The sequence below is a fragment of the Serratia marcescens genome, from assembly GCF_006715005.1.
GTDB lineage: Bacteria > Pseudomonadota > Gammaproteobacteria > Enterobacterales > Enterobacteriaceae > Serratia > Serratia montpellierensis.
On sequence record NZ_VFMJ01000001.1, the window covers coordinates 409,504 to 427,695 of the forward strand.

At 60.0% G+C, this 18,192-nt stretch carries 19 protein-coding genes; 12 read left to right on the forward strand and 7 right to left on the reverse strand.

The window, feature by feature from the left end; translation table 11 throughout:
* Positions 1-107 precede the first annotated feature (107 nt).
* Positions 108-542 (forward strand): type II toxin-antitoxin system RatA family toxin, encoded by a 435-nt coding sequence (locus FHU12_RS01940; protein WP_197811334.1) that lies wholly within the window; start codon positions 108-110, stop codon positions 540-542.
* Complete coding sequence (locus FHU12_RS01945) at positions 535-819, forward strand: RnfH family protein (protein ID WP_141967076.1); 285 nt, start codon at positions 535-537, stop codon at positions 817-819. Before FHU12_RS01940 ends, FHU12_RS01945 begins: the two co-directional genes overlap by 8 nt.
* Positions 820-936: 117 nt before the next feature.
* On the opposite strand, the gene bamE is transcribed toward FHU12_RS01945, so the two are convergent.
* The 3 genes from bamE to nadK all read right to left on the reverse strand — a co-directional run bounded on the left by bamE (position 937) and on the right by nadK (position 4,142).
* The gene (gene bamE / locus FHU12_RS01950; protein WP_004929101.1) at positions 937-1,275 is read right to left on the reverse strand and encodes an outer membrane protein assembly factor BamE; all 339 of its coding nucleotides are present in this window, start codon (positions 1,273-1,275) and stop codon (positions 937-939) included.
* A gap of 240 nt (positions 1,276-1,515) precedes the next feature.
* Positions 1,516-3,177 carry a DNA repair protein RecN gene (recN, locus tag FHU12_RS01955; protein WP_099816867.1) on the reverse strand — a complete coding sequence of 554 codons (1,662 nt, stop codon included), beginning with the start codon at positions 3,175-3,177 and terminating at the stop codon, positions 1,516-1,518.
* 86 nt (positions 3,178-3,263) lie between these two features.
* The gene (gene nadK, locus FHU12_RS01960) at positions 3,264-4,142 is read right to left on the reverse strand and encodes an NAD(+) kinase (protein WP_019452304.1); all 879 of its coding nucleotides are present in this window, start codon (positions 4,140-4,142) and stop codon (positions 3,264-3,266) included.
* Positions 4,143-4,267: 125 nt separating this feature from the next.
* On the opposite strand from nadK, the gene grpE reads away from it, so the two are divergent.
* Positions 4,268-4,852 (forward strand): nucleotide exchange factor GrpE, encoded by a 585-nt coding sequence (gene grpE / locus FHU12_RS01965; protein ID WP_126192716.1) that lies wholly within the window; start codon positions 4,268-4,270, stop codon positions 4,850-4,852.
* Positions 4,853-4,908: 56 nt separating this feature from the next.
* On the opposite strand, the gene ung is transcribed toward grpE, so the two are convergent.
* On the reverse strand, positions 4,909-5,592 hold the full coding sequence (gene ung / locus FHU12_RS01970) for a uracil-DNA glycosylase (RefSeq protein ID WP_004929112.1): 684 nt from the start codon (positions 5,590-5,592) through the stop codon (positions 4,909-4,911).
* Positions 5,593-5,938: 346 nt separating this feature from the next.
* On the opposite strand from ung, the gene grcA reads away from it, so the two are divergent.
* The 3 genes from grcA (at position 5,939) to FHU12_RS01985 (ending at position 8,216) form a co-directional block, all read left to right on the forward strand.
* The gene (grcA, locus tag FHU12_RS01975; protein WP_004929114.1) at positions 5,939-6,322 is read left to right on the forward strand and encodes an autonomous glycyl radical cofactor GrcA; all 384 of its coding nucleotides are present in this window, start codon (positions 5,939-5,941) and stop codon (positions 6,320-6,322) included.
* A 183-nt stretch (positions 6,323-6,505) separates the two neighbouring features.
* Positions 6,506-7,468: a Tle-like phospholipase domain-containing protein gene (locus FHU12_RS01980; protein ID WP_025303953.1), complete on the forward strand. Its 963-nt coding sequence runs from the start codon at positions 6,506-6,508 to the stop codon at positions 7,466-7,468.
* Positions 7,461-8,216 (forward strand): ankyrin repeat domain-containing protein, encoded by a 756-nt coding sequence (locus FHU12_RS01985; RefSeq protein ID WP_141967078.1) that lies wholly within the window; start codon positions 7,461-7,463, stop codon positions 8,214-8,216. The genes FHU12_RS01980 and FHU12_RS01985 overlap by 8 nt, the downstream gene beginning before the upstream one ends.
* Before the next feature lie 51 nt (positions 8,217-8,267).
* On the opposite strand, the gene srmB is transcribed toward FHU12_RS01985, so the two are convergent.
* Positions 8,268-9,590 (reverse strand): ATP-dependent RNA helicase SrmB, encoded by a 1,323-nt coding sequence (gene srmB, locus FHU12_RS01990; RefSeq protein ID WP_141967080.1) that lies wholly within the window; start codon positions 9,588-9,590, stop codon positions 8,268-8,270.
* Between the two features lie 99 nt (positions 9,591-9,689).
* Between srmB and trmN the strand changes: the two genes are divergently transcribed.
* On the forward strand, positions 9,690-10,469 hold the full coding sequence (trmN, locus tag FHU12_RS01995; RefSeq protein WP_141967082.1) for a tRNA(1)(Val) (adenine(37)-N(6))-methyltransferase TrmN: 780 nt from the start codon (positions 9,690-9,692) through the stop codon (positions 10,467-10,469).
* 38 nt (positions 10,470-10,507) lie between these two features.
* On the opposite strand, the gene nadB is transcribed toward trmN, so the two are convergent.
* Entirely contained in the window at positions 10,508-12,109 is a 1,602-nt protein-coding gene (nadB, locus tag FHU12_RS02000; protein WP_185742267.1) for an L-aspartate oxidase, read from the reverse strand.
* 214 nt (positions 12,110-12,323) lie between these two features.
* On the opposite strand from nadB, the gene rpoE reads away from it, so the two are divergent.
* Genes rpoE through rseC form a run of 4 tightly spaced genes read left to right on the forward strand, consistent with a single transcriptional unit; the run spans position 12,324 to position 15,015 of the window.
* Positions 12,324-12,899, forward strand: a complete 576-nt coding sequence (gene rpoE / locus FHU12_RS02005) for an RNA polymerase sigma factor RpoE (protein WP_004929136.1) — start codon at positions 12,324-12,326, stop codon at positions 12,897-12,899.
* A gap of 30 nt (positions 12,900-12,929) precedes the next feature.
* Positions 12,930-13,583: an anti-sigma-E factor RseA gene (gene rseA, locus FHU12_RS02010; RefSeq protein WP_141967086.1), complete on the forward strand. Its 654-nt coding sequence runs from the start codon at positions 12,930-12,932 to the stop codon at positions 13,581-13,583.
* Positions 13,583-14,539 (forward strand): sigma-E factor regulatory protein RseB, encoded by a 957-nt coding sequence (gene rseB / locus FHU12_RS02015; RefSeq protein ID WP_141967088.1) that lies wholly within the window; start codon positions 13,583-13,585, stop codon positions 14,537-14,539. Before rseA ends, rseB begins: the two co-directional genes overlap by 1 nt.
* Positions 14,539-15,015 (forward strand): SoxR-reducing system protein RseC, encoded by a 477-nt coding sequence (gene rseC, locus FHU12_RS02020; protein ID WP_141967090.1) that lies wholly within the window; start codon positions 14,539-14,541, stop codon positions 15,013-15,015. Before rseB ends, rseC begins: the two co-directional genes overlap by 1 nt.
* Here the strand turns inward: rseC and FHU12_RS02025 are convergent.
* Entirely contained in the window at positions 15,012-15,848 is an 837-nt protein-coding gene (locus tag FHU12_RS02025) for a hypothetical protein (RefSeq protein ID WP_141967092.1), read from the reverse strand. The genes rseC and FHU12_RS02025 overlap by 4 nt on opposite strands.
* Positions 15,849-16,367: 519 nt before the next feature.
* Here FHU12_RS02025 and lepA point away from each other — a divergent pair.
* A complete protein-coding gene (gene lepA / locus FHU12_RS02030) occupies positions 16,368-18,167 on the forward strand; it encodes a translation elongation factor 4 (RefSeq protein ID WP_025303945.1) in 1,800 nt (599 codons plus the stop codon).
* The last annotated feature ends 25 nt before the right edge of the window (positions 18,168-18,192 follow it).

An 18,192-nucleotide genomic window follows, 5' to 3' on the forward strand; every position in this document is an offset into this window, starting at 1 on the left:
CCTGCGCAATTTTTCGCATTTTTGGTGCCCTCATCCCTTAGCAGATTTTTTGTTTGCCGCCAGATAAATGGTATTATCTGTACGTTTTATGTCTTACAGGAAATGATATGCCCCAGATCAGTCGGTCTGCATTAGTGCCGTTCAGCGCCGAGCAGATGTATCAGTTGGTTAACGATGTTCATTCTTACCCCGATTTTCTGCCAGGCTGCACCGGCAGCCGGGTGCTTAACGCTACCTCCAACGAAATGACCGCCGCGGTGGACGTCGCCAAGGCCGGTATCAGCAAGACTTTCACCACGCGCAATACGCTGCTGGATAACCAGAGCATCAATATGCAACTGGTCGATGGCCCGTTCCGCAAGCTGATGGGCGGCTGGCACTTCACGCCGCTGAGCGAAGAGGCCTGCAAGGTGGAGCTGCACCTGGACTTCGAGTTCACCAACAAACTGATTGAGCTGGCGTTCGGCAAGGTGTTCAAAGAGCTGGCGGGCAACATGGTGCAGGCATTCACCCAGCGGGCGAAAGAGGTCTACAGTGTCTGATATCCAGGTCGAGGTGGTGTACGCCTTGCCGGAGCGTCAGTACCTGCGCAAGGTGAAGCTGGCCGTGGGTAGCAGCGTCGAGCAGGCGATCCAAGCTTCCGGCCTGCTGGAGCTGCGACAGGATATCGATCTCAAGAGCAACAAAATCGGCATCTACAGCCGCCCGGCCAAGCTGGGCGATACGCTGAACGACGGCGACCGGGTGGAGATCTACCGGCCGTTGCTCGCCGATCCAAAAGAGCTGCGCCGGCAACGGGCAGAAAAGGCAAAAAAATAAGGCGCTTATAGCGCCTTATTTTTTATCTGGAACCGATTTTCTCTTCCGCGTTGCAGCCTGCGACTGTCATGAGGAACACCATGCCCCCTCATGGGCCGGAAGAGCGGGCGGCGCCGATTACTTGGTCAGCGCCGGTTTGTTTTGGATATCGGTCAACACGCCTGCGCTGTCGAAGGTCAGCGTCAGCGTCTGCTGGGTGATGTCTTCATGGCCAGGCTGCTGGCGGAACACATAGAACCACGTCTGAGTTCCGAACGGGTCTTGCAGCATTGGGGTGCCCAATGTGTAAGCGACCTGTTGTTGGGTCATCCCTTTCTGAATTTTCGCCACGTCGGTCGACGTCAGGTAGTTCCCCTGGTTGATGTCAGGACGATAAACCACCTTTTCAAAAGTAGAACAGCCTGCAGTCAGCATCACAAGAACTACAGCGGCGGCAGTCAGCGTTTTACAGCGCATAGTAATCACATTCCTTTAGGGCATAGGATGCCGATGATAATAGACCTTGCGGCAGTTGGAAACCTTTATACCCTTCATCTTTCACGTTGCGACGCATTGGCTTTCTTTCAGCACCTCAAGCGCTTGGCCTGTTTCAGGCCGTTGAGGGGGCTTAAGATCACCGCCGCGCCGCACTTTAGATATCTTTCGGGTCAACAGCGTCACTGTCAGACCGCAGGAAAGTGAAAAAGTTGAGCTTTTTTATGCCGCCAGCAGTTCTTTGGCGTTCGCCAACGTATTGCGGGTGACTTCGCTGCCGCCGAGCAGGCGCGCCAGCTCCTGCAGCCGGGCGCGTTTATCCAGCGGCGCCATCTGGGTTTCGGTGACCGTGCCGTCGGTCTGTTTGCTGACGAACAGATGCTGATGCCCGCATCCGGCCACCTGCGGCAGGTGAGTGACGCACATCACCTGGGTGGATTCGCCGAGCTGGCGCAGCAGACGGCCGACGATGGCGGCGGTCGGGCCGCTGATGCCCACGTCCACCTCATCGAAGATCAGCGCCGGGGTTTCCATCTTGCGGGCGGTGATCACCTGAATGGCCAGCGCGATGCGCGACAGCTCACCGCCGGAGGCGACCTTCGCCAGCGGCTGCAGCGGCTGCCCCGGGTTGGTGGAGACGCAGAACTCGGTGCGGCTGGCCCCTTCGGCGCTCAGATGCTGCGGTTCGAAACGCACGTCGATGTGGAACTTGCCGTGCGGCATGGAGAGCGCCTGCATGCTGTCGGTAATGAGCGTGGTCAGCTCGGCGGCGTAGTGCAGGCGTTTCTGATGCAGCTGCTCCGCCAGCGCCAGCGCCTGCTGGTGATGCAGGGTGACCGCCTCGTTCAGATGTTCATGGTCGCTTTCCTGCTGTGAAAGCAGCTGCTGTTCATCCAGCAACTGCTGATGCAGCTGCGGCAGCTCTTCCGGCGTGACCTGGTGTTTGCGCGCCAGGCTGATTTGGCGCGACAGGCGCTGTTCCAGCTCGTGCAGGCGGTTGGGATCGAGATCCATGCGATCGGCGTAGTGGCGCAGCTCGTCGCTGGCTTCGCTGATCTGGATAGAAGCCTCTTCCAGCATGTCCAGCAGGCCGCCGAGCTTGTCGTCCAGCCCGGCCAGTTCAAGCAGCAGGTGCTTGGCGCTGTAGAGCTGGCTGAGCATGTTGTTCTCGTCGCTGTCGGCGAGCAGATGCAGCGTCTGCTGGCTGAGGGTCAGCAGCTGGCCGCTGTTGGCCAGGCGCTTGTACTCGGCGTCAGTCTGCTCGAACTCGCCGGCCTGCGGCGCGAATTCGTTCAGCTCTTTCAACTGGTATTGCAGCAGCTGCTTGCGCGCTTCGCGCTCGATGGACTGCTGCTGATGATGCGCCAGCTCGCGGCAGCTCTGGTGCCAGCGTTGGTAGGCCTGGCTCATCGCCGCCAGCAGGGCGGGTTCGTCGGCGTAGGCGTCGAGTAGCGCTTTCTGGTGCTCCGGCTTGAGCAGCAGCTGATGGGCGTGTTGGCCGTGGATCTGGATCAGGCGTTGCCCCAGCTCGCGCAGCTGCGACAGCGGCACGGCGGTGCCGTTGATAAAGCCGCGCGAACGGCCGTCGGCGTTGATCACCCGGCGCAGCAGGCATTCGTTGCTGTCGTCCAGCTGGTTCTGTTCCAGCCATTCGCGCGCGGACGGGGTGTCCGCCAGCGAGAAGCGGGCGCAGAGGTCGGCGCGGGCGGCTCCCAGGCGCACCACGTTGCCGTCGGCGCGGTTGCCGAGGCACAGCCCCAGCGCATCGATGGCGATGGATTTGCCGGCGCCGGTTTCACCGGTGATCGCCGTCATACCCGGTTGAAAATCGATTTCCAACTCACGAACGATAGCAAAGTTGCTGATGGTTAATTGCGCCAGCATGGGAACCTTCCTGTGTATAAACACATAACTGTAGTTTCATACAGTATAAACTGGTTTTATATACAGTAAAGTGGCCGGCGCAGATTTTAGAACAATTTTTTCGACCAGCCCAGCTTGGTGCTTAACGTGTTGAAATAGCTGTAGTCCTTCGGGTGAATCAAATTCAGGTGGAAATCGCTGCGGCGGATCAGCACTTCTTCGCCTTCCTGGATAGGCAGCGCGATCTGGCTGTCGCAGCTGATCTCCAGATCGCTGCCGATCTGCGAAAACTTCAGGCGGATGGTGCTGTCGCCGTTGATCACCAGCGGCCGGGCGGAAAGGGTGTGCGGGAACATTGGCACCAGCGCGATCGCCTCCAGCGATGGGGTGAGGATCGGCCCGCCGGCGGAGAGCGAGTAGGCGGTGGAGCCGGTCGGCGTGGCGATGATCAGGCCGTCGGAGCGCTGCGAGAAGGCGAAGCGATCGTCGATGTACACTTCGAATTCGATCATGTGCGCCACTTTGCCGGGGTGCAGCACCACTTCGTTGATGGCGGTGCTGATGCGGCACTGCTGGTGCTCTTTATGCACGATGGTTTCCAGCAGGAAACGCTGTTCGTCGATGTACTCGCCTTCCAGCACGTCCGCCAGCTGCTGCAGGGCGTTGTCGGGATCGAGATCGGTGAGGAAGCCGAGGTTGCCGCGGTTGACCCCGATCACCTTGATGTCGTAGCGTGCCAGCACGCGCGCGGCGCCGAGCATGTTGCCGTCGCCGCCGACCACCACCGCCAGATCGGCGCGCTGGCCGATATCCGCCAGGCTGCCGGTCACGGCGTCTTTCAGCCCCAAATCATGGGCGATTTGGCGTTCGACCATCACTGAATAGCCGCGGGCGACCAGCCAGTGGAACAGCATCTCGTGGGTTGCCAGCGCTGAAGGGTGACGCGGGTGGCCAACAATGCCAATACAGGCGAATTTTTTATTCATTTGTTGTGATTTTCCTCACCGGGACCCGTTTATGCCCCACATTGTGACCGGTTGACTTGAAACCCCGGTTTTGATCCCCATAATAAGCCAAGTTGCGAGATTAATGCTAAAACGCGGAGATATTCATGAGTAGTAAAGAACAGAAGACGCCAAACGAGCAAGTCTCGGAAGAAATGGAACAACACGCTCATCACGATGATACGCTGCCGGAAGCGGCGGAAGGCGTCGATCTGCGCGATGCGCGTATCGCCGAACTGGAAGCCCAACTGGCGGAAGCGCAGCAGCACGAGCGCGACAGCCTGCTGCGCGCCAAAGCGGAAGCGGAAAACATCCGCCGCCGCGCCGAACTGGACGTCGAGAAAGCGCACAAGTTCGCCCTGGAGAAATTCTCCGGCGATCTGCTGCCGGTGATCGACAACCTGGAGCGCGCGCTGGATCTGGCGGATAAAAACAATCCTGAACTGGCCGCGATGATCGAAGGCATCGAGCTGACGCTGAAATCGCTGCTGGACGTGGTGCGCAAGTATGGCATCGAAATCGTCGGCGACGTCAACGTGCCGTTCAACCCGGAAGTGCATCAGGCGATGAGCATGATGGAATCCGCCGAGCACCAGCCGAACCACGTGATGATGGTGATGCAGAAAGGCTATACGCTGAACGGTCGCCTGCTGCGTCCGGCGATGGTCGCGGTCTCCAAAGCCAAGGCGTAATCGCCCCGGCAACGGCATAAAGAAAGGCACCCGAGGGTGCCTTTTTTGTCTCTGGACTATGCCTGCGGCAGGCGCGGCATCCAATCGATCGGCGTGAGCCCTTGCTGCTCCAGCAGCTGATTGGCCTGCGAGAAGTGGCGGCAGCCGAGGAAACCGCGGTGCGCGGAGAGCGGCGACGGGTGCGGCGCCTTCAGCACATGGTGGCGGTTGCGGTCGATAAAGTTGCCTTTCTTCTGCGCGTGCGAGCCCCACAGCAGGAACACCACGCCTTCGCGGTTCTCATTCAGGGCGGCGATCACCTTATCGGTAAAGGTTTCCCAGCCCAGGTTGGCGTGCGAGTGCGCGCGGCCGCCTTCCACCGTCAGCACGGTGTTGAGCAGCAGCACCCCCTGTTCAGCCCAGCTTTGCAGGTAGCCGTGATCCGGGCGTTCGAAGCCGGGAATGTCGGTCGCCAGCTCTTTATACATGTTCACCAGCGACGGCGGCGCCGGCACGCCGGGGCGCACCGAGAAAGAGAGGCCGTGTGCCTGATTGGGGCCGTGGTAGGGATCCTGGCCGAGGATGACGACCTTGACGTCCGCCAGCTCGGTAAAGCGGAAAGCGTTGAACACGTCCTTCTGCGGTGGATAAATGGTCTTACCGGCTTGACGCTCAGCGGCAACAAAGGCGAGCGTTTCAACAAAATAGGGCTGCTCTTTCTCTTTGCCGATCACGTCATGCCAGGTGAGGGAGGTGGCCATAAACGCTCTCCTTTGTTTTCTTTAGCAATTCATGGGCTATAGCTTACCGTTTCGGCACGCGCAGTGAAACCCGCTTTTCATTTCTCGCCGCCGTGTCGTGTGCAATTATTTTTGAAAATTTACAAAAATAATTGGTTTTTGCCGCAGCGGGAAAATTGATATAAAACATAAATTTGCCCCTTCACGCTCTGTGCCTACCCGGTAAAAATTGACTTTAATCAAGGAACTGGCCCGGTCAGGCTGGTATACAGAACAACAAGACAACAATGGTTTTACCAAATGGCCGAAACCTGAATTGGGTTTTCTCACGACGTGAATTTTTACGCCCTTGTACGGAGGCAACATAATGATTACCGGTATTCAAATTACCAAAGCGAACGACCAGGCGCTGGTGAATTCTTTCTGGCTGCTGGATGATGAAAAAGCGGAAGCTCGCTGCGTGTGCGCCAAGGCCAACTACGCGGAAGATCAGGTTGTCGCGGTGAGCGACCTGGGCCAGATCGAATACCGTGAAGTGCCGCTGGAAATGCAGCCGACCGTGCGCGTGGAAGGCGGTCAGCACCTGAACGTCAACGTGCTGCGTCGCGAAACTCTGGAAGACGCGGTCAAGCACCCGGAAAAATACCCGCAGCTGACCATCCGCGTGTCCGGTTATGCAGTGCGCTTCAACTCTCTGACGCCGGAACAGCAGCGCGACGTTATCGCCCGCACCTTTACCGAAAGCCTGTAATTTGCGGCGCAGTCAATCAGGGAGCTTCGGCTCCCTTTTCTGCGTTTGGCGGCCGAAAACCGAACGCGGATCACATTCTGTACAAAGATAAGCATTTCTAATACAGAACTCATCCGACCTGCCGATAGCTAAATCAGCACCTATTCAGGTGCTCAATAAAAAGTCTATCGACAAGGAGTCGGCATGAGTATGCCTTTAAGTTTTACCTCTGCAGTATCCCCGGTGGCCGCGATCCCTACACCTCGCGCCGCTGCCGAGACGGCGACGGCGGCGCAGCCTGCGGCAGCGCCGGCAAATCCGGCGCCGGTGGCCACCCCTTCTCAGAACACGCTCAATGCGCAGAATCTGTTGAATACGCTGGTCGGCGATATTTCAGCGGCGGCCCCGACGGCGGCGGCAGCGCCGGGCGTGACCCGGGGGCAACAATCGCAGGAAGGTGATTATGCGTTGGCGCTGTTGGCCAAGGACGTTTATTCACTGAACGGCCAGGGCGCTGCCGGGTTCAACCGCCTGAGCGACAGCGCGCTGCTCGGTTTCGGCATCGATCCCGCCAGCCTGCACGACGCGGGCAGCGGTTTCCAGGCCGGGGTTTACAGCAACGACAAGCAGTATGTGTTGGCGTTCGCCGGCACCAACGACTGGCGCGACTGGCTGAGCAACGTGCGGCAGGCGACGGGCTATGACGATGTGCAGTACAATCAGGCGGTTGCCGCTGCCAAAAGCGCCAAGGCGGCCTTCGGCGATGCGCTGGTGATCGCCGGTCATTCGCTTGGCGGTGGCCTGGCGGCCACGGCTGCGCTGGCGACTGGTACCGTCGCGGTCACCTTCAACGCGGCTGGGGTCTCGGATTACACCCTGAATCGCCTGGGTATCGATCCGGCGGCGGCGAAGAAAGATGCCGAAGCCGGCGGCATTCGCCGCTACAGCGAGCAATATGACATGCTGACCAGCACCCAGGAGTCGACCTCGCTGATCCCGGACGCCATCGGCCACAACATCACCCTGGCCAACAACGATACCCTGACCGGCATCGATGACTGGCGGCCGAGCAAGCATCTGGATCGCAGCCTGACGGCGCACGGCATCGACAAGGTGATAAGCTCGATGGCGGAACAAAAGCCGTGGGAGGCGAAGGCCAATGCCTGAAGGGCGTCGCTTGCGGCGGGCGCTGGCGATAGCCTTACTGGCGCTGGTCGCGGTGACCGGTTTACTGATGATGGCTAAGGAGCAACAGATGGGGCAGGAGATTTCGCCGTTTGACGGCCGCAGCAATCTGGCGCTGGCTCAGGCGGTGGCGCGTGGCGATACGCAGGGTATCCGTGCACAGGCCACGCAGGATCGCTTGCGCGAACGGGGCGATCGGCAGGTCACGCTGTTGCAGTGGGCGGTGCTTTCGCTGCAGCCGGGTAGCGTGCAGGCGTTGCTGGATCTCGGCGCCGACCCGGCGGCGGCGGGGCTGGACGGCAACAGTGCGCTGCACACCGCGGCGATGCTGCAAGACGCGCAGTACCTGCGGCTGTTGCTGGCCGAAGGGGCGCAGGTGAACGTGCGTAATGCCGTTACCGGCGCCACGCCGCTTGCGGCGGCGGTGCTGGCCGGGCGCGAAGAGCAACTGCGGCTGTTGCTGGCGGCCGGGGCGGACACCACCTTGAGCGATCGGCTGGGGGATACCCCGCTGCATCTGGCGGCGAAGATTAACGCGCCGCACCTGGCGCTGCTGCTGTTGCAGGCCGGGGCCGATGCCCGGGCACGCAACCAGCAGGGCGTCGTGTTCCAGTTTTACTTCTCGCAAACGCCGGCGCATTTGCAGAATGACGAGCTGAAGGTGCAGTTCCGCGAGCTGGACAAATGGCTGCAGGGGCATCGCCTGGCCACGCACTACGCGCAGCAGTAAACGCCCATAAAAAAACCGCCTGTAAAGGCGGTTTTTCTTAGGCAGCGGTGGTTATTCCGCGTCGCCGGCCGGTTTGGCCTTCGCCTGACGGCGTTTGCCGACGTTTTTGGCGTCGCGATGGCGCACTTTCACCTTGGCCTTTTCTTTGTTCTTCGCTTTATCTTCCGCGCGTTTGGCCAGCACTTTCTTCGATGGCTTGCCGTTGCTCTTCTCGTTCGGCACCTTGGTTTTCGGCCGCAGCTCGTCGATCACGCGCGCTTTCAGCGGCTCGTTCAGGTAACGGCCCACTTTGCCCAGCAGCAGATGGTCGTGCGCTTCCACCAGTGAAATGGCGGTGCCTTTGCGCCCGGCGCGGCCGGTACGGCCGATGCGGTGCAGGTAGGTGTCCGCCGTGCGCGGCATGTCGAAGTTGAACACGTGGGTGATATCGAGGATATCCAGGCCGCGTGCGGCAACGTCGGTGGCGACCAGCACGTTAACCCGGCCATCCATCATGCGTTTGACCGCCTCGTTGCGTTTGGCCTGCACCATTTCGCCTTCGAGATAGCAGGTGTTGATGCCCGCTTCGCGCAGCCAGGTGGCCAGCTCGTGCACGCGCTCGCGTTTGCGCACGAAGATCACCGATTTCTGCACGTCCGGCTGCTGCAGCAGGTGGATCAGCAGCGCGGTTTTGTGCTGCACGTCATCGGCGCGGTAGTACCACTGCAGGATCTTTTTGCGTTCGCGGCGCGACGGATCGGCTTCCACTTCCACCGGCTCTTTCAGGATGCGCTCGGCGAATTCGCGGATCGCTTCGCCTTCCAGCGTGGCGGAGAACAGCAGCGTCTGGTTGCGCCAGCGGGTTTCGGCGGAGATGGTTTCGATGTCCTGCGCGAAGCCCATGTCGAGCATGCGGTCGGCTTCGTCGAGGATCAGGGTTTCCACCGCGCGGCAGTCGAAGTTCTCTTCTTTAATGTATTGCAGCAAACGGCCGGTGGTGGCGACCACCACGTCCTGGTTTTCGCTGAACACTTCCGCGTGGTTCATGTAAGCGACGCCGCCGGTGATGGTGGCGATATCCAGCGAGGTATGAGCAGCCAGTTCACGCGCCTGGTCGGCGACCTGCATCGCCAGTTCCCGCGTTGGCGTCAGGATCAGTACGCGCGGCGGGCCGGATTTTTTGCGTGGAAAGTCCAGCAGGTGCTGCAACACGGGCAGCAGGAAGGCGGCGGTTTTGCCGGTGCCGGTCGGAGCCGAACCTAAGACGTCGCGCCCGTCCATTGCCGGCGGGATCGCTTCGGCCTGAATAGCGGTGGGGCGATCGTAGCCTTTGTCGCGCAGCGCGTCGATCAGGCGATCATCGAGTTCGAGTTCGGAAAAAGTGGTTGCTGTCATGGTCTACCTCTACTTGGGGCGCCGATTATAGACGGGTTGGCCGCGATCTTCACCTATTTAAGCGGAAAGCCGCTCTTTTCCCGCCGATCAGATTGCCTTATGCTACGCCAGTTTTATAGCCAGGTGGTGAGTGTGAGCAAGCGATCGAAAGCCGATTTTACCCCGCGTCGCGGGGGTTTTACCTTTAAACAATTCTTTGTCGCCCACGATCGTTGCGCCATGAAAGTGGGCACCGACGGGGTGTTGCTCGGCGCCTGGGCGCCGCTGGGGCAGGCGCGCCGGGTGCTGGATATCGGCAGCGGCAGCGGGCTCATCGCGCTGATGCTGGCACAGCGCAGCGGCGACGAAGTGACCATTGACGCGGTGGAGCTGGACGAGGCCGCCGCCGGCCAGGCGCGCGAAAACGCGGCGGAATCGCCGTGGCCACAGCGCATCCGCGTGCATGCGCAGGATATTCATCATTATGCGCAGCGGCATGCCGCTGAGTATGATCTGATCGTCAGCAATCCGCCGTATTTCGAGCCGGCGGTAGCCTGCCGCGACCAGGCGCGCCACAACGCGCGCTACACCGAAACCCTGACGCACGGCGCGCTGTTGGCCTGCGCGGCGCAGCTGCTGGCGGAACAGGGGACGTTCTGCGTGGTGCTGCCGCACGACGTTGGCGCCGAATTCGAACGCCTGGCGCTGCAAAGCGGCTGGCATACGGCGGCGAAAGTGAACGTCAGCGACCGGGCCGATACGCCGCTGCACCGGGTGCTGCTGGCGCTGACGCGGCGGGAAACGCCGCTGCAGGAGCAGGCGCTGGCGATCAAACAGGCCGATGGCAGCTATACCGACGATTTCCGCCGATTGATCACCGACTTCTACCTGTTTTACTGAAAAGAAAAGGGCGCCGATAAGGCGCCCTGTTGCAGAATTTAAGGCTGCAAAATGGTCGGCAGCGCTTCCGGCAGCAAATCCGGGTAGTCCAGCGTGTAGTGCAGGCCGCGACTCTCTTTGCGCGCCATGGCGCTGCGCACGATAAGCTCGGCCACCTGCACCAGATTGCGCAGCTCCAGCAGGTTGTTGGAGATGCGGAAGTGCGCGTAGTACTCGTCGATTTCCGCCTGCAGCGTGTTGATGCGGCGCAGGGCGCGCTCCAGCCGCTTGGTGGTGCGCACGATGCCGACGTAATCCCACATGAACAGCCGCAGCTCGTGCCAGTTGTGCTGAATCACCACCCGTTCGTCCGCATCATCCACCCGGCTTTCATCCCAGTGCGGCACCAGTTTGGCCTGCTGAATGAATGGCAGGCGCTGCAGAATGTCTTCCGCCGCCGACCAACCGTACACCAGGCACTCCAGCAGCGAATTCGACGCCATGCGGTTGGCGCCGTGCAGGCCGGTATAGCTGACTTCGCCGATGGCGTACAGCCCGTCGAGATCGGTGCGGCCGTGCTGATCGACCATCACGCCGCCGCAGGTGTAGTGCGCCGCCGGGACGATCGGGATCGGCTGCCGGGTCAGATCGAAGCCCAGCGTCAGCAGCTTTTCGTGGATCATCGGGAAGTGCTGGGTGATGAATTCCGCCGGCTTGTGACTGATATCCAGATACATGCAGTCGGCACCCAGGCGCTTCATTTCATGGTCGATGGCGCGGGCGACGATATCGCGCGGGGCCAGTTCGCCGCGCGGGTCGACATCCGGCATAAAGCGGCTGCCGTCCGGGCGCTTCAGGTAAGCCCCTTCGCCGCGCAGCGCTTCGGTCAGCAAAAAGTTGCGCGCCTGCGGATGGAACAGGCAGGTCGGGTGGAACTGGTTGAACTCCAGGTTGGCGACCCGGCAGCCGGCACGCCAGGCCATGGCGATGCCGTCGCCGGAGGAGATATCGGGGTTGGTGGTGTATTGATACACCTTGGCCGCGCCGCCGGTCGCCAGCACCACCGTTTTGGCGCGGTAGGTTTCCACCCGCTCCAGCTCGCGGTTCCAGACGTAAGCGCCCACTACTCGGCGGGTGCCCGGCAGGCCGATTTTATTCGAGGTGATAAGGTCAACCGCGTTGCGGCGCTCCATCACGCAAATATTGGGGTGAGCGCTTGCTTTCCCCACCAACGTGGTCTCTACTTCCTTACCGGTCGCGTCCGCGGCGTGCAGGATGCGGCGATGGCTGTGGCCGCCTTCGCGCGTGAGGTGATAATGCGCCTCGCCCTGCGCGTTGATCTCGGTGTCGAACAGCACGCCCTGATCGATCAGCCACTGCACGCAGTGGCGCGCGTTGCCGGCGATGAATTCGACGGCCTCTTTGTCACACAGGCCGGCACCGGCAATCAAAGTGTCATCAACGTGTGAGGCAATGCTGTCCGTCTCATCGAACACCGCGGCGATCCCGCCCTGGGCGTAAAAGGTGGCGCCCTCGCTGAGCGGCCCCTTGCTGAGAACGGTAACCTTGCAATGCTGCGCCAGGCGCAGCGCCAGTGACAGGCCCGCAGCGCCGCTGCCGACGATCAGTACATCGCTAACATGTTCAGATGATGGTTGCATAACGTATGATGTGTGCAGAAGAAGAGTGAATTTCATGTTAGCCTAACTGTCCGGGCAAAAGCCACGGATAGGGTGACATCAACAGAAAAAACAATGGCGATATGGAACTTCGTGTTCTATATGAACTCCAAGCGAGTGCTTGCTCAGGAAAATAATGTATGGCTGGCAGTACAATTTTACGCGTGGAGACGGATTTGGGGAGAGTTTACCTCGGATGAGCGAGCAGTTAACGGATCAAGTTCTGGTCGAGCGGGTCCAAAAGGGCGATCAGAAATCGTTTAACCTACTGGTAGTGCGCTATCAGCATAAGGTGGCGAGTCTCGTTTCCCGCTATGTGCCGCAGGGCGATGTGCCCGATGTGGTGCAGGAGTCGTTTATCAAGGCCTATCGCGCACTGGAATCGTTCCGTGGCGACAGCGCTTTTTATACCTGGTTGTATCGAATCGCCGTGAACACGGCAAAGAATTATCTGGTTGCTCAGGGGCGCCGTCCGCCATCCAGTGATGTGGACGCCAACGATGCGGAAAATTACGAAAGTGCGGGCGCACTGAAAGAAATTTCGAACCCTGAGAACTTAATGTTGTCAGAAGAGCTGAGACAGATAGTTTTCCGTACCATTGAGTCGCTCCCTGAGGATCTTCGCATGGCGATTACTCTGCGGGAGTTGGATGGGCTAAGCTACGAAGAGATAGCCGCCATCATGGATTGCCCGGTCGGAACCGTACGTTCGCGTATTTTCCGCGCCCGGGAAGCTATCGATAATAAAGTTCAACCGCTGATCCAGCGTTAGCAATGGCGGGCACAGGAAGGGTACTTAGGCATGCAGAAAGAAAAGCTTTCCGCTCTGATGGATGGTGAATCGTTCGACAGCGAGCTGTTGAGTTCTCTGTCGCAAGATCGAACGCTTCAACAAAGCTGGCAGAGCTATCACCTGATACGTGACACACTGCGAGGTGATGTCGGGCAAGTGATGCATCTCGACATCGCCGATCGCGTAGCCGCTGCACTTGAGAAAGAACCTGCCCGGTTGGTGCCTTCTGCCGTTCAGGAATCTCAGCCGCAGCCTCACACCTGGCAGAAAATGCCGTTCTGGGACAAAGTGCGTCCTTGGGCGAGCCAGATTACGCAAATCGGTATGGCGGCCTGCGTGTCGCTGGCGGTGATCGTCGGCGTACAGCACTACAACCAGCCCGCTGCGCAATTGAATGCCTCCGAATCGCCGGCCTTTACCACGCTGCCGATCATGGGCCAGGCCTCACCGGTCAGCCTGGGCGTTCCGGCCGACAGCTTCTCCACCGGCAGCGGCCAACAGCAGCAGGTACAGGAACAGCGCAAGCGTATCAACGCCATGCTGCAGGACTATGAACTGCAACGTCGCCTGCATTCGGATCAGCTGCAGCTTGAACAAAGCAACCCGCAACAGGCTGCCATTCAGGTTCCCGGAACTCAGTCTTTAGGAATGCAACAGCAGTAATGAAGCCAATCTGGTTCTCCGTTTGTTTATTGACGGGCAGCCTGCTCTATTCCAGCATCGCCCCGGCGCAGCCAACTGCGTCCGGGGCGTTATTGCAACAGATGAGCAGCGCCAGCCGTTCTCTCAATTACGAGCTCGCCTACATCAGCATCAGCAAGCAGGGAATCGAGTCGTTGCGCTATCGCCATGCGGTGATCGGCAACGTGCCGCTCGGCCAGCTGTTGCATATGGACGGCCCGCGCCGCGAAGTGTTGCAGCGCGGCGGCGGGATCAGCTACTTCGAGCCTGGCCTGGAGCCGTTCACGCTTACCGGCGATCACATCGTCGATGCGCTGCCGGCGATCGTCTATGCCGATTTCACCCGTCTGGCCAAGTATTACGACTTCATCTCCGTGGGCAGCACCCGCATTGCCGATCGGCCGTGTGAAGTGCTGCGCGTGGTGGCGCGCGACGGTTCACGCTACAGCTACATCGTCTGGATGGACGAGGACACCAAGCTGCCGCTGCGGGTGGATCTGCTCGATCGCGACGGTGAAACGCTGGAGCAGTATCGGGTGATCTCCTTCGCGGTCGGTGCCGACGTGCAGGGCGCGATGCAGGGGCTGCTCAAAGCCAACCTGCCGCCGCTGCTGTCGCTGCCGGCGGTGGAAAACGTCCAGCTGAGCTGGAGCACCGGCTGGCTGCCGGCCGGGGTGGACGAGGTGGCGCGCAATCGCCGCAAATTGCCAAACGTTGCCGTGCCGGTCGAATCCCGGCTCTACAGCGACGGCCTGTTCAGCTTCTCGGTCAACGTTAGCCCGGCGGGCAGCGGAGCCGGGCAGCAGTACTACCGTCAGGGGCGCCGCACCATTCAGACCGAAGTGCGCGCGGGCAACGAAATCACTATTGTGGGCGAATTGCCGCCGGCTACGGCCAAGCGCATCGCCGACAGCATTTCTTTCAAGGTATCGCCGTAATGATGAAAGAGTGGGCCACGGTGGTTTCGTGGCAACAGGGCGTAGCGCTGCTGCGCTGTGAACCCAAGGCCGGCTGCGGCAGCTGCACTGCACGCTCCGGCTGCGGCGCACGCGCGTTGAACGAACTGGTGCCGGAAACCGAGCATCAGCTGCAGGTGCATATCGATCAGCCGCTCGAACCGGGGCAGCGCGTCGAGGTCGGCATCGCGGAAGGCAGCCTGCTGCGCTCCGCCATGCTGGTTTACCTGACGCCGCTGCTGGGCATGATGTTGGGCGGCACCTTGCTGCAATATTGTTTCGGCAGCGACGCCTCGGCGGCGATCGGCGCCGTGCTGGGCGGCGGGGTGGCCTTTATGCTGGCGCGCCGGTTGGCCCGGCATTTGGGCGAGCAGGCCGATTACCAGCCGGTGGTGCTGCAGATTGGGTTGCCGCCTACCGCGATGCGCATGCAGGCGGAAAATTCCCCGCTGATTTAAACCGACGGCCGCGTCATCGCCGGGTTGTGATAGGCGGGGATGCGGTTGTGGATCATATGTTCCAGCAGCGCGATGAACAGATCGGCGCTGAGCAGCGAATCGTCGCTGATGGCGAACAGCACATTTCCCTGGCCGTCGAGCAAGCGGATGCCGCGCTGTGGATGATTTTCCAATGCGCGGATCTGTTCGATGGGCACGTTTCCCCGTTCAGTGGTCAGCAAGGTGGCGCTCAGCCGCAGCGTTTCCGTCGGCGTGCCTTGCCGCTTGCCCAGCAGCAGCTGCCAGAGCCAGCGTGCATTGCCCTCAACGGTGTGAAACGACACCGTTTCCCCTTGATAGAGTGCATTCAACGCCAATGGCCCGCGTTGCTGCAGCTGTTGATCGACGATCACGTCCGCCAGCCGCCAGGAATGGGCGACATTGCTGAAAACCGTGCACCAGGGCTGATCTGCGCCGGCGCGGAACGCCGTAACGTCAAACAGTCCGCCAAAAGCCTTACCGCCACGAAAGCGATAGATATCGCCAATTTTCTCAAACGGGATGAAACGCTCTTTGTGATGATGGTCGTCAAAGACCCGCACGCCGTGCTCGTACAGGCGATAGGTTAGCGTCGGGCGCAGATAATGCCGCAGCGCCAGCAGCGTACAGCCGAGTAAAATCGTGCCTGCGCCGGCCTGCAACAGCGTGATGACCTCGCTCTCGTCAATGCTGCTCAGCAGCGGCAGCACCAACAGCGCGGCCCCCACGCTAAACAGCAGCGCCGCCGCCGCCAGAATGCCCCAGTTGACCTTCGAAAAATCGTGCCGGCTCAGCATTTGCCCTTTATCGATCATAATGCACCTTCCAATCAACGTACGCAGATATGCTGGTGAACTCCGGTGGGCTGCCGATGTCGTGCCCGGAATCATGTTTTGTCGCGGAGTTCACGCCCTTTCTATCCGAGGGGCGGTGGTGGCGTATATGGGGTTTTTCCTAAAGGCAGAGGGGCGAAATGGAATTCTAAGAGGTTGATCCAAATATTCTTTTCTTATAATTTCGGAGAGGGTTTATTGCGCTGCGGCCGGTTATGTATTAGCACCGGAGTTTGACGGCCAGGGAGCACCGGCAAGCCTTGGGTTCAGGCCGTATTGCCCGTGTTAACATCTGTTTTCACCCGCCGGGGTGCCCTGTAACATTTAGCGGCGCATAATAGAATGCCTTCACTGCACCGATCGCTAGGTTTTCAGTGGTGTGGCATGTAGAATGCAGCGATTCAGGTGCAAGACGGCCTAACCCATTCACTGTCGCTTTAGGTCCATGCGGGTTTCTATAGGCGAGTAATTCAGAAATACCAAGGCAGAAAAACTTTTATAATGAAGCATATACGAAATTTCTCCATTATTGCCCATATTGACCACGGTAAGTCGACGCTGTCTGACCGCATTATCCAAATCTGCGGTGGCTTGTCCGACCGTGAAATGGCTGCGCAGGTGCTCGACTCGATGGATCTGGAGCGCGAGCGCGGCATCACCATCAAGGCGCAGAGCGTGACGCTGGATTATAAAGCGCTGGATGGGCAGACCTATCAGCTTAACTTTATCGACACCCCTGGCCACGTTGACTTCTCCTACGAAGTTTCCCGTTCGCTGGCGGCCTGCGAAGGCGCGCTGCTGGTGGTGGACGCCGGTCAGGGCGTAGAAGCCCAGACGCTGGCCAACTGCTACACCGCGATCGAAATGGATCTGGAAGTGGTGCCGGTACTGAACAAAATCGACCTGCCGGCCGCCGATCCGGATCGCGCCGCGCAGGAAATTGAAGACATCGTCGGCATCGACGCCACCGATGCGGTGCGCTGCTCGGCCAAAACCGGCGTCGGCGTGCCCGAGGTACTGGAGCGCCTGGTGCGCGACATTCCTGCGCCGCAGGGCGATCCGGATGCGCCGCTGCAGGCACTGATCATCGACTCCTGGTTCGATAACTACCTGGGCGTCGTGTCTCTGGTGCGCGTCAAAAACGGCACGCTGCGCAAGGGCGACAAGATCAAGGTCATGAGCACCGGCCAGGTGTACAACGCCGATCGTTTGGGCATCTTCACGCCGAAGCAGGTCGATCGCGATGTGCTGAACTGCGGCGAAGTGGGCTGGCTGGTCTGTGCGATCAAAGACATCCTCGGCGCGCCGGTGGGCGATACCCTGACGCAGGCGCGTCAGCCGGCGGATAAAGCACTGCCGGGCTTCAAGAAAGTGAAGCCGCAGGTGTACGCCGGTCTGTTCCCAATCAGCTCCGACGACTATGAATCCTTCCGCGATGCGCTGGGCAAGCTCAGCCTTAACGACGCCTCCCTGTTCTACGAACCGGAAAGCTCCACCGCGTTGGGCTTCGGCTTCCGCTGTGGCTTCCTCGGCCTGCTGCACATGGAGATCATTCAGGAGCGTCTGGAGCGTGAATACGATCTGGATCTGATCACCACCGCGCCGACGGTAGTCTACGAAGTGGAAACCACCGGCAAAGAAGTGATCTACGTCGACAGCCCATCCAAGCTGCCGCCGTTGAACAATATCCAGGAACTGCGCGAGCCGATTGCCGAATGCCACATGCTGATGCCGCAGGAATACCTGGGCAACGTCATCACCCTGTGCGTTGAGAAACGCGGCGTGCAGACCAACATGGTCTACCACGGCAACCAGGTGGCGTTGACCTATGAAATCCCGATGGCGGAAGTGGTGCTCGACTTCTTCGACCGCCTGAAGTCCACGTCGCGCGGCTATGCGTCGCTGGATTACAACTTCAAGCGCTTCCAGGCTTCCGACATGGTGCGCGTGGACGTGCTGATCAACAACGAGCGCGTGGATGCGCTGGCGCTGATCACCCACCGCGATAATTCGCAGTACCGCGGCCGTGAGCTGGTGGAGAAGATGAAAGAGCTGATCCCGCGTCAGCAGTTCGACATCGCGATTCAGGCGGCGATCGGCACGCACATCATCGCGCGTTCCACCGTGAAGCAATTGCGTAAAAACGTGCTGGCGAAATGCTACGGCGGTGACGTCAGCCGTAAGAAAAAGCTGCTGCAGAAACAGAAAGACGGTAAGAAACGCATGAAGCAGGTCGGCAACGTCGAGCTGCCGCAGGAAGCGTTCCTGGCCATTCTGCACGTCGGTAAAGACGGCAAGTAACCGCGACGAGTTCGCGAAACGAGGG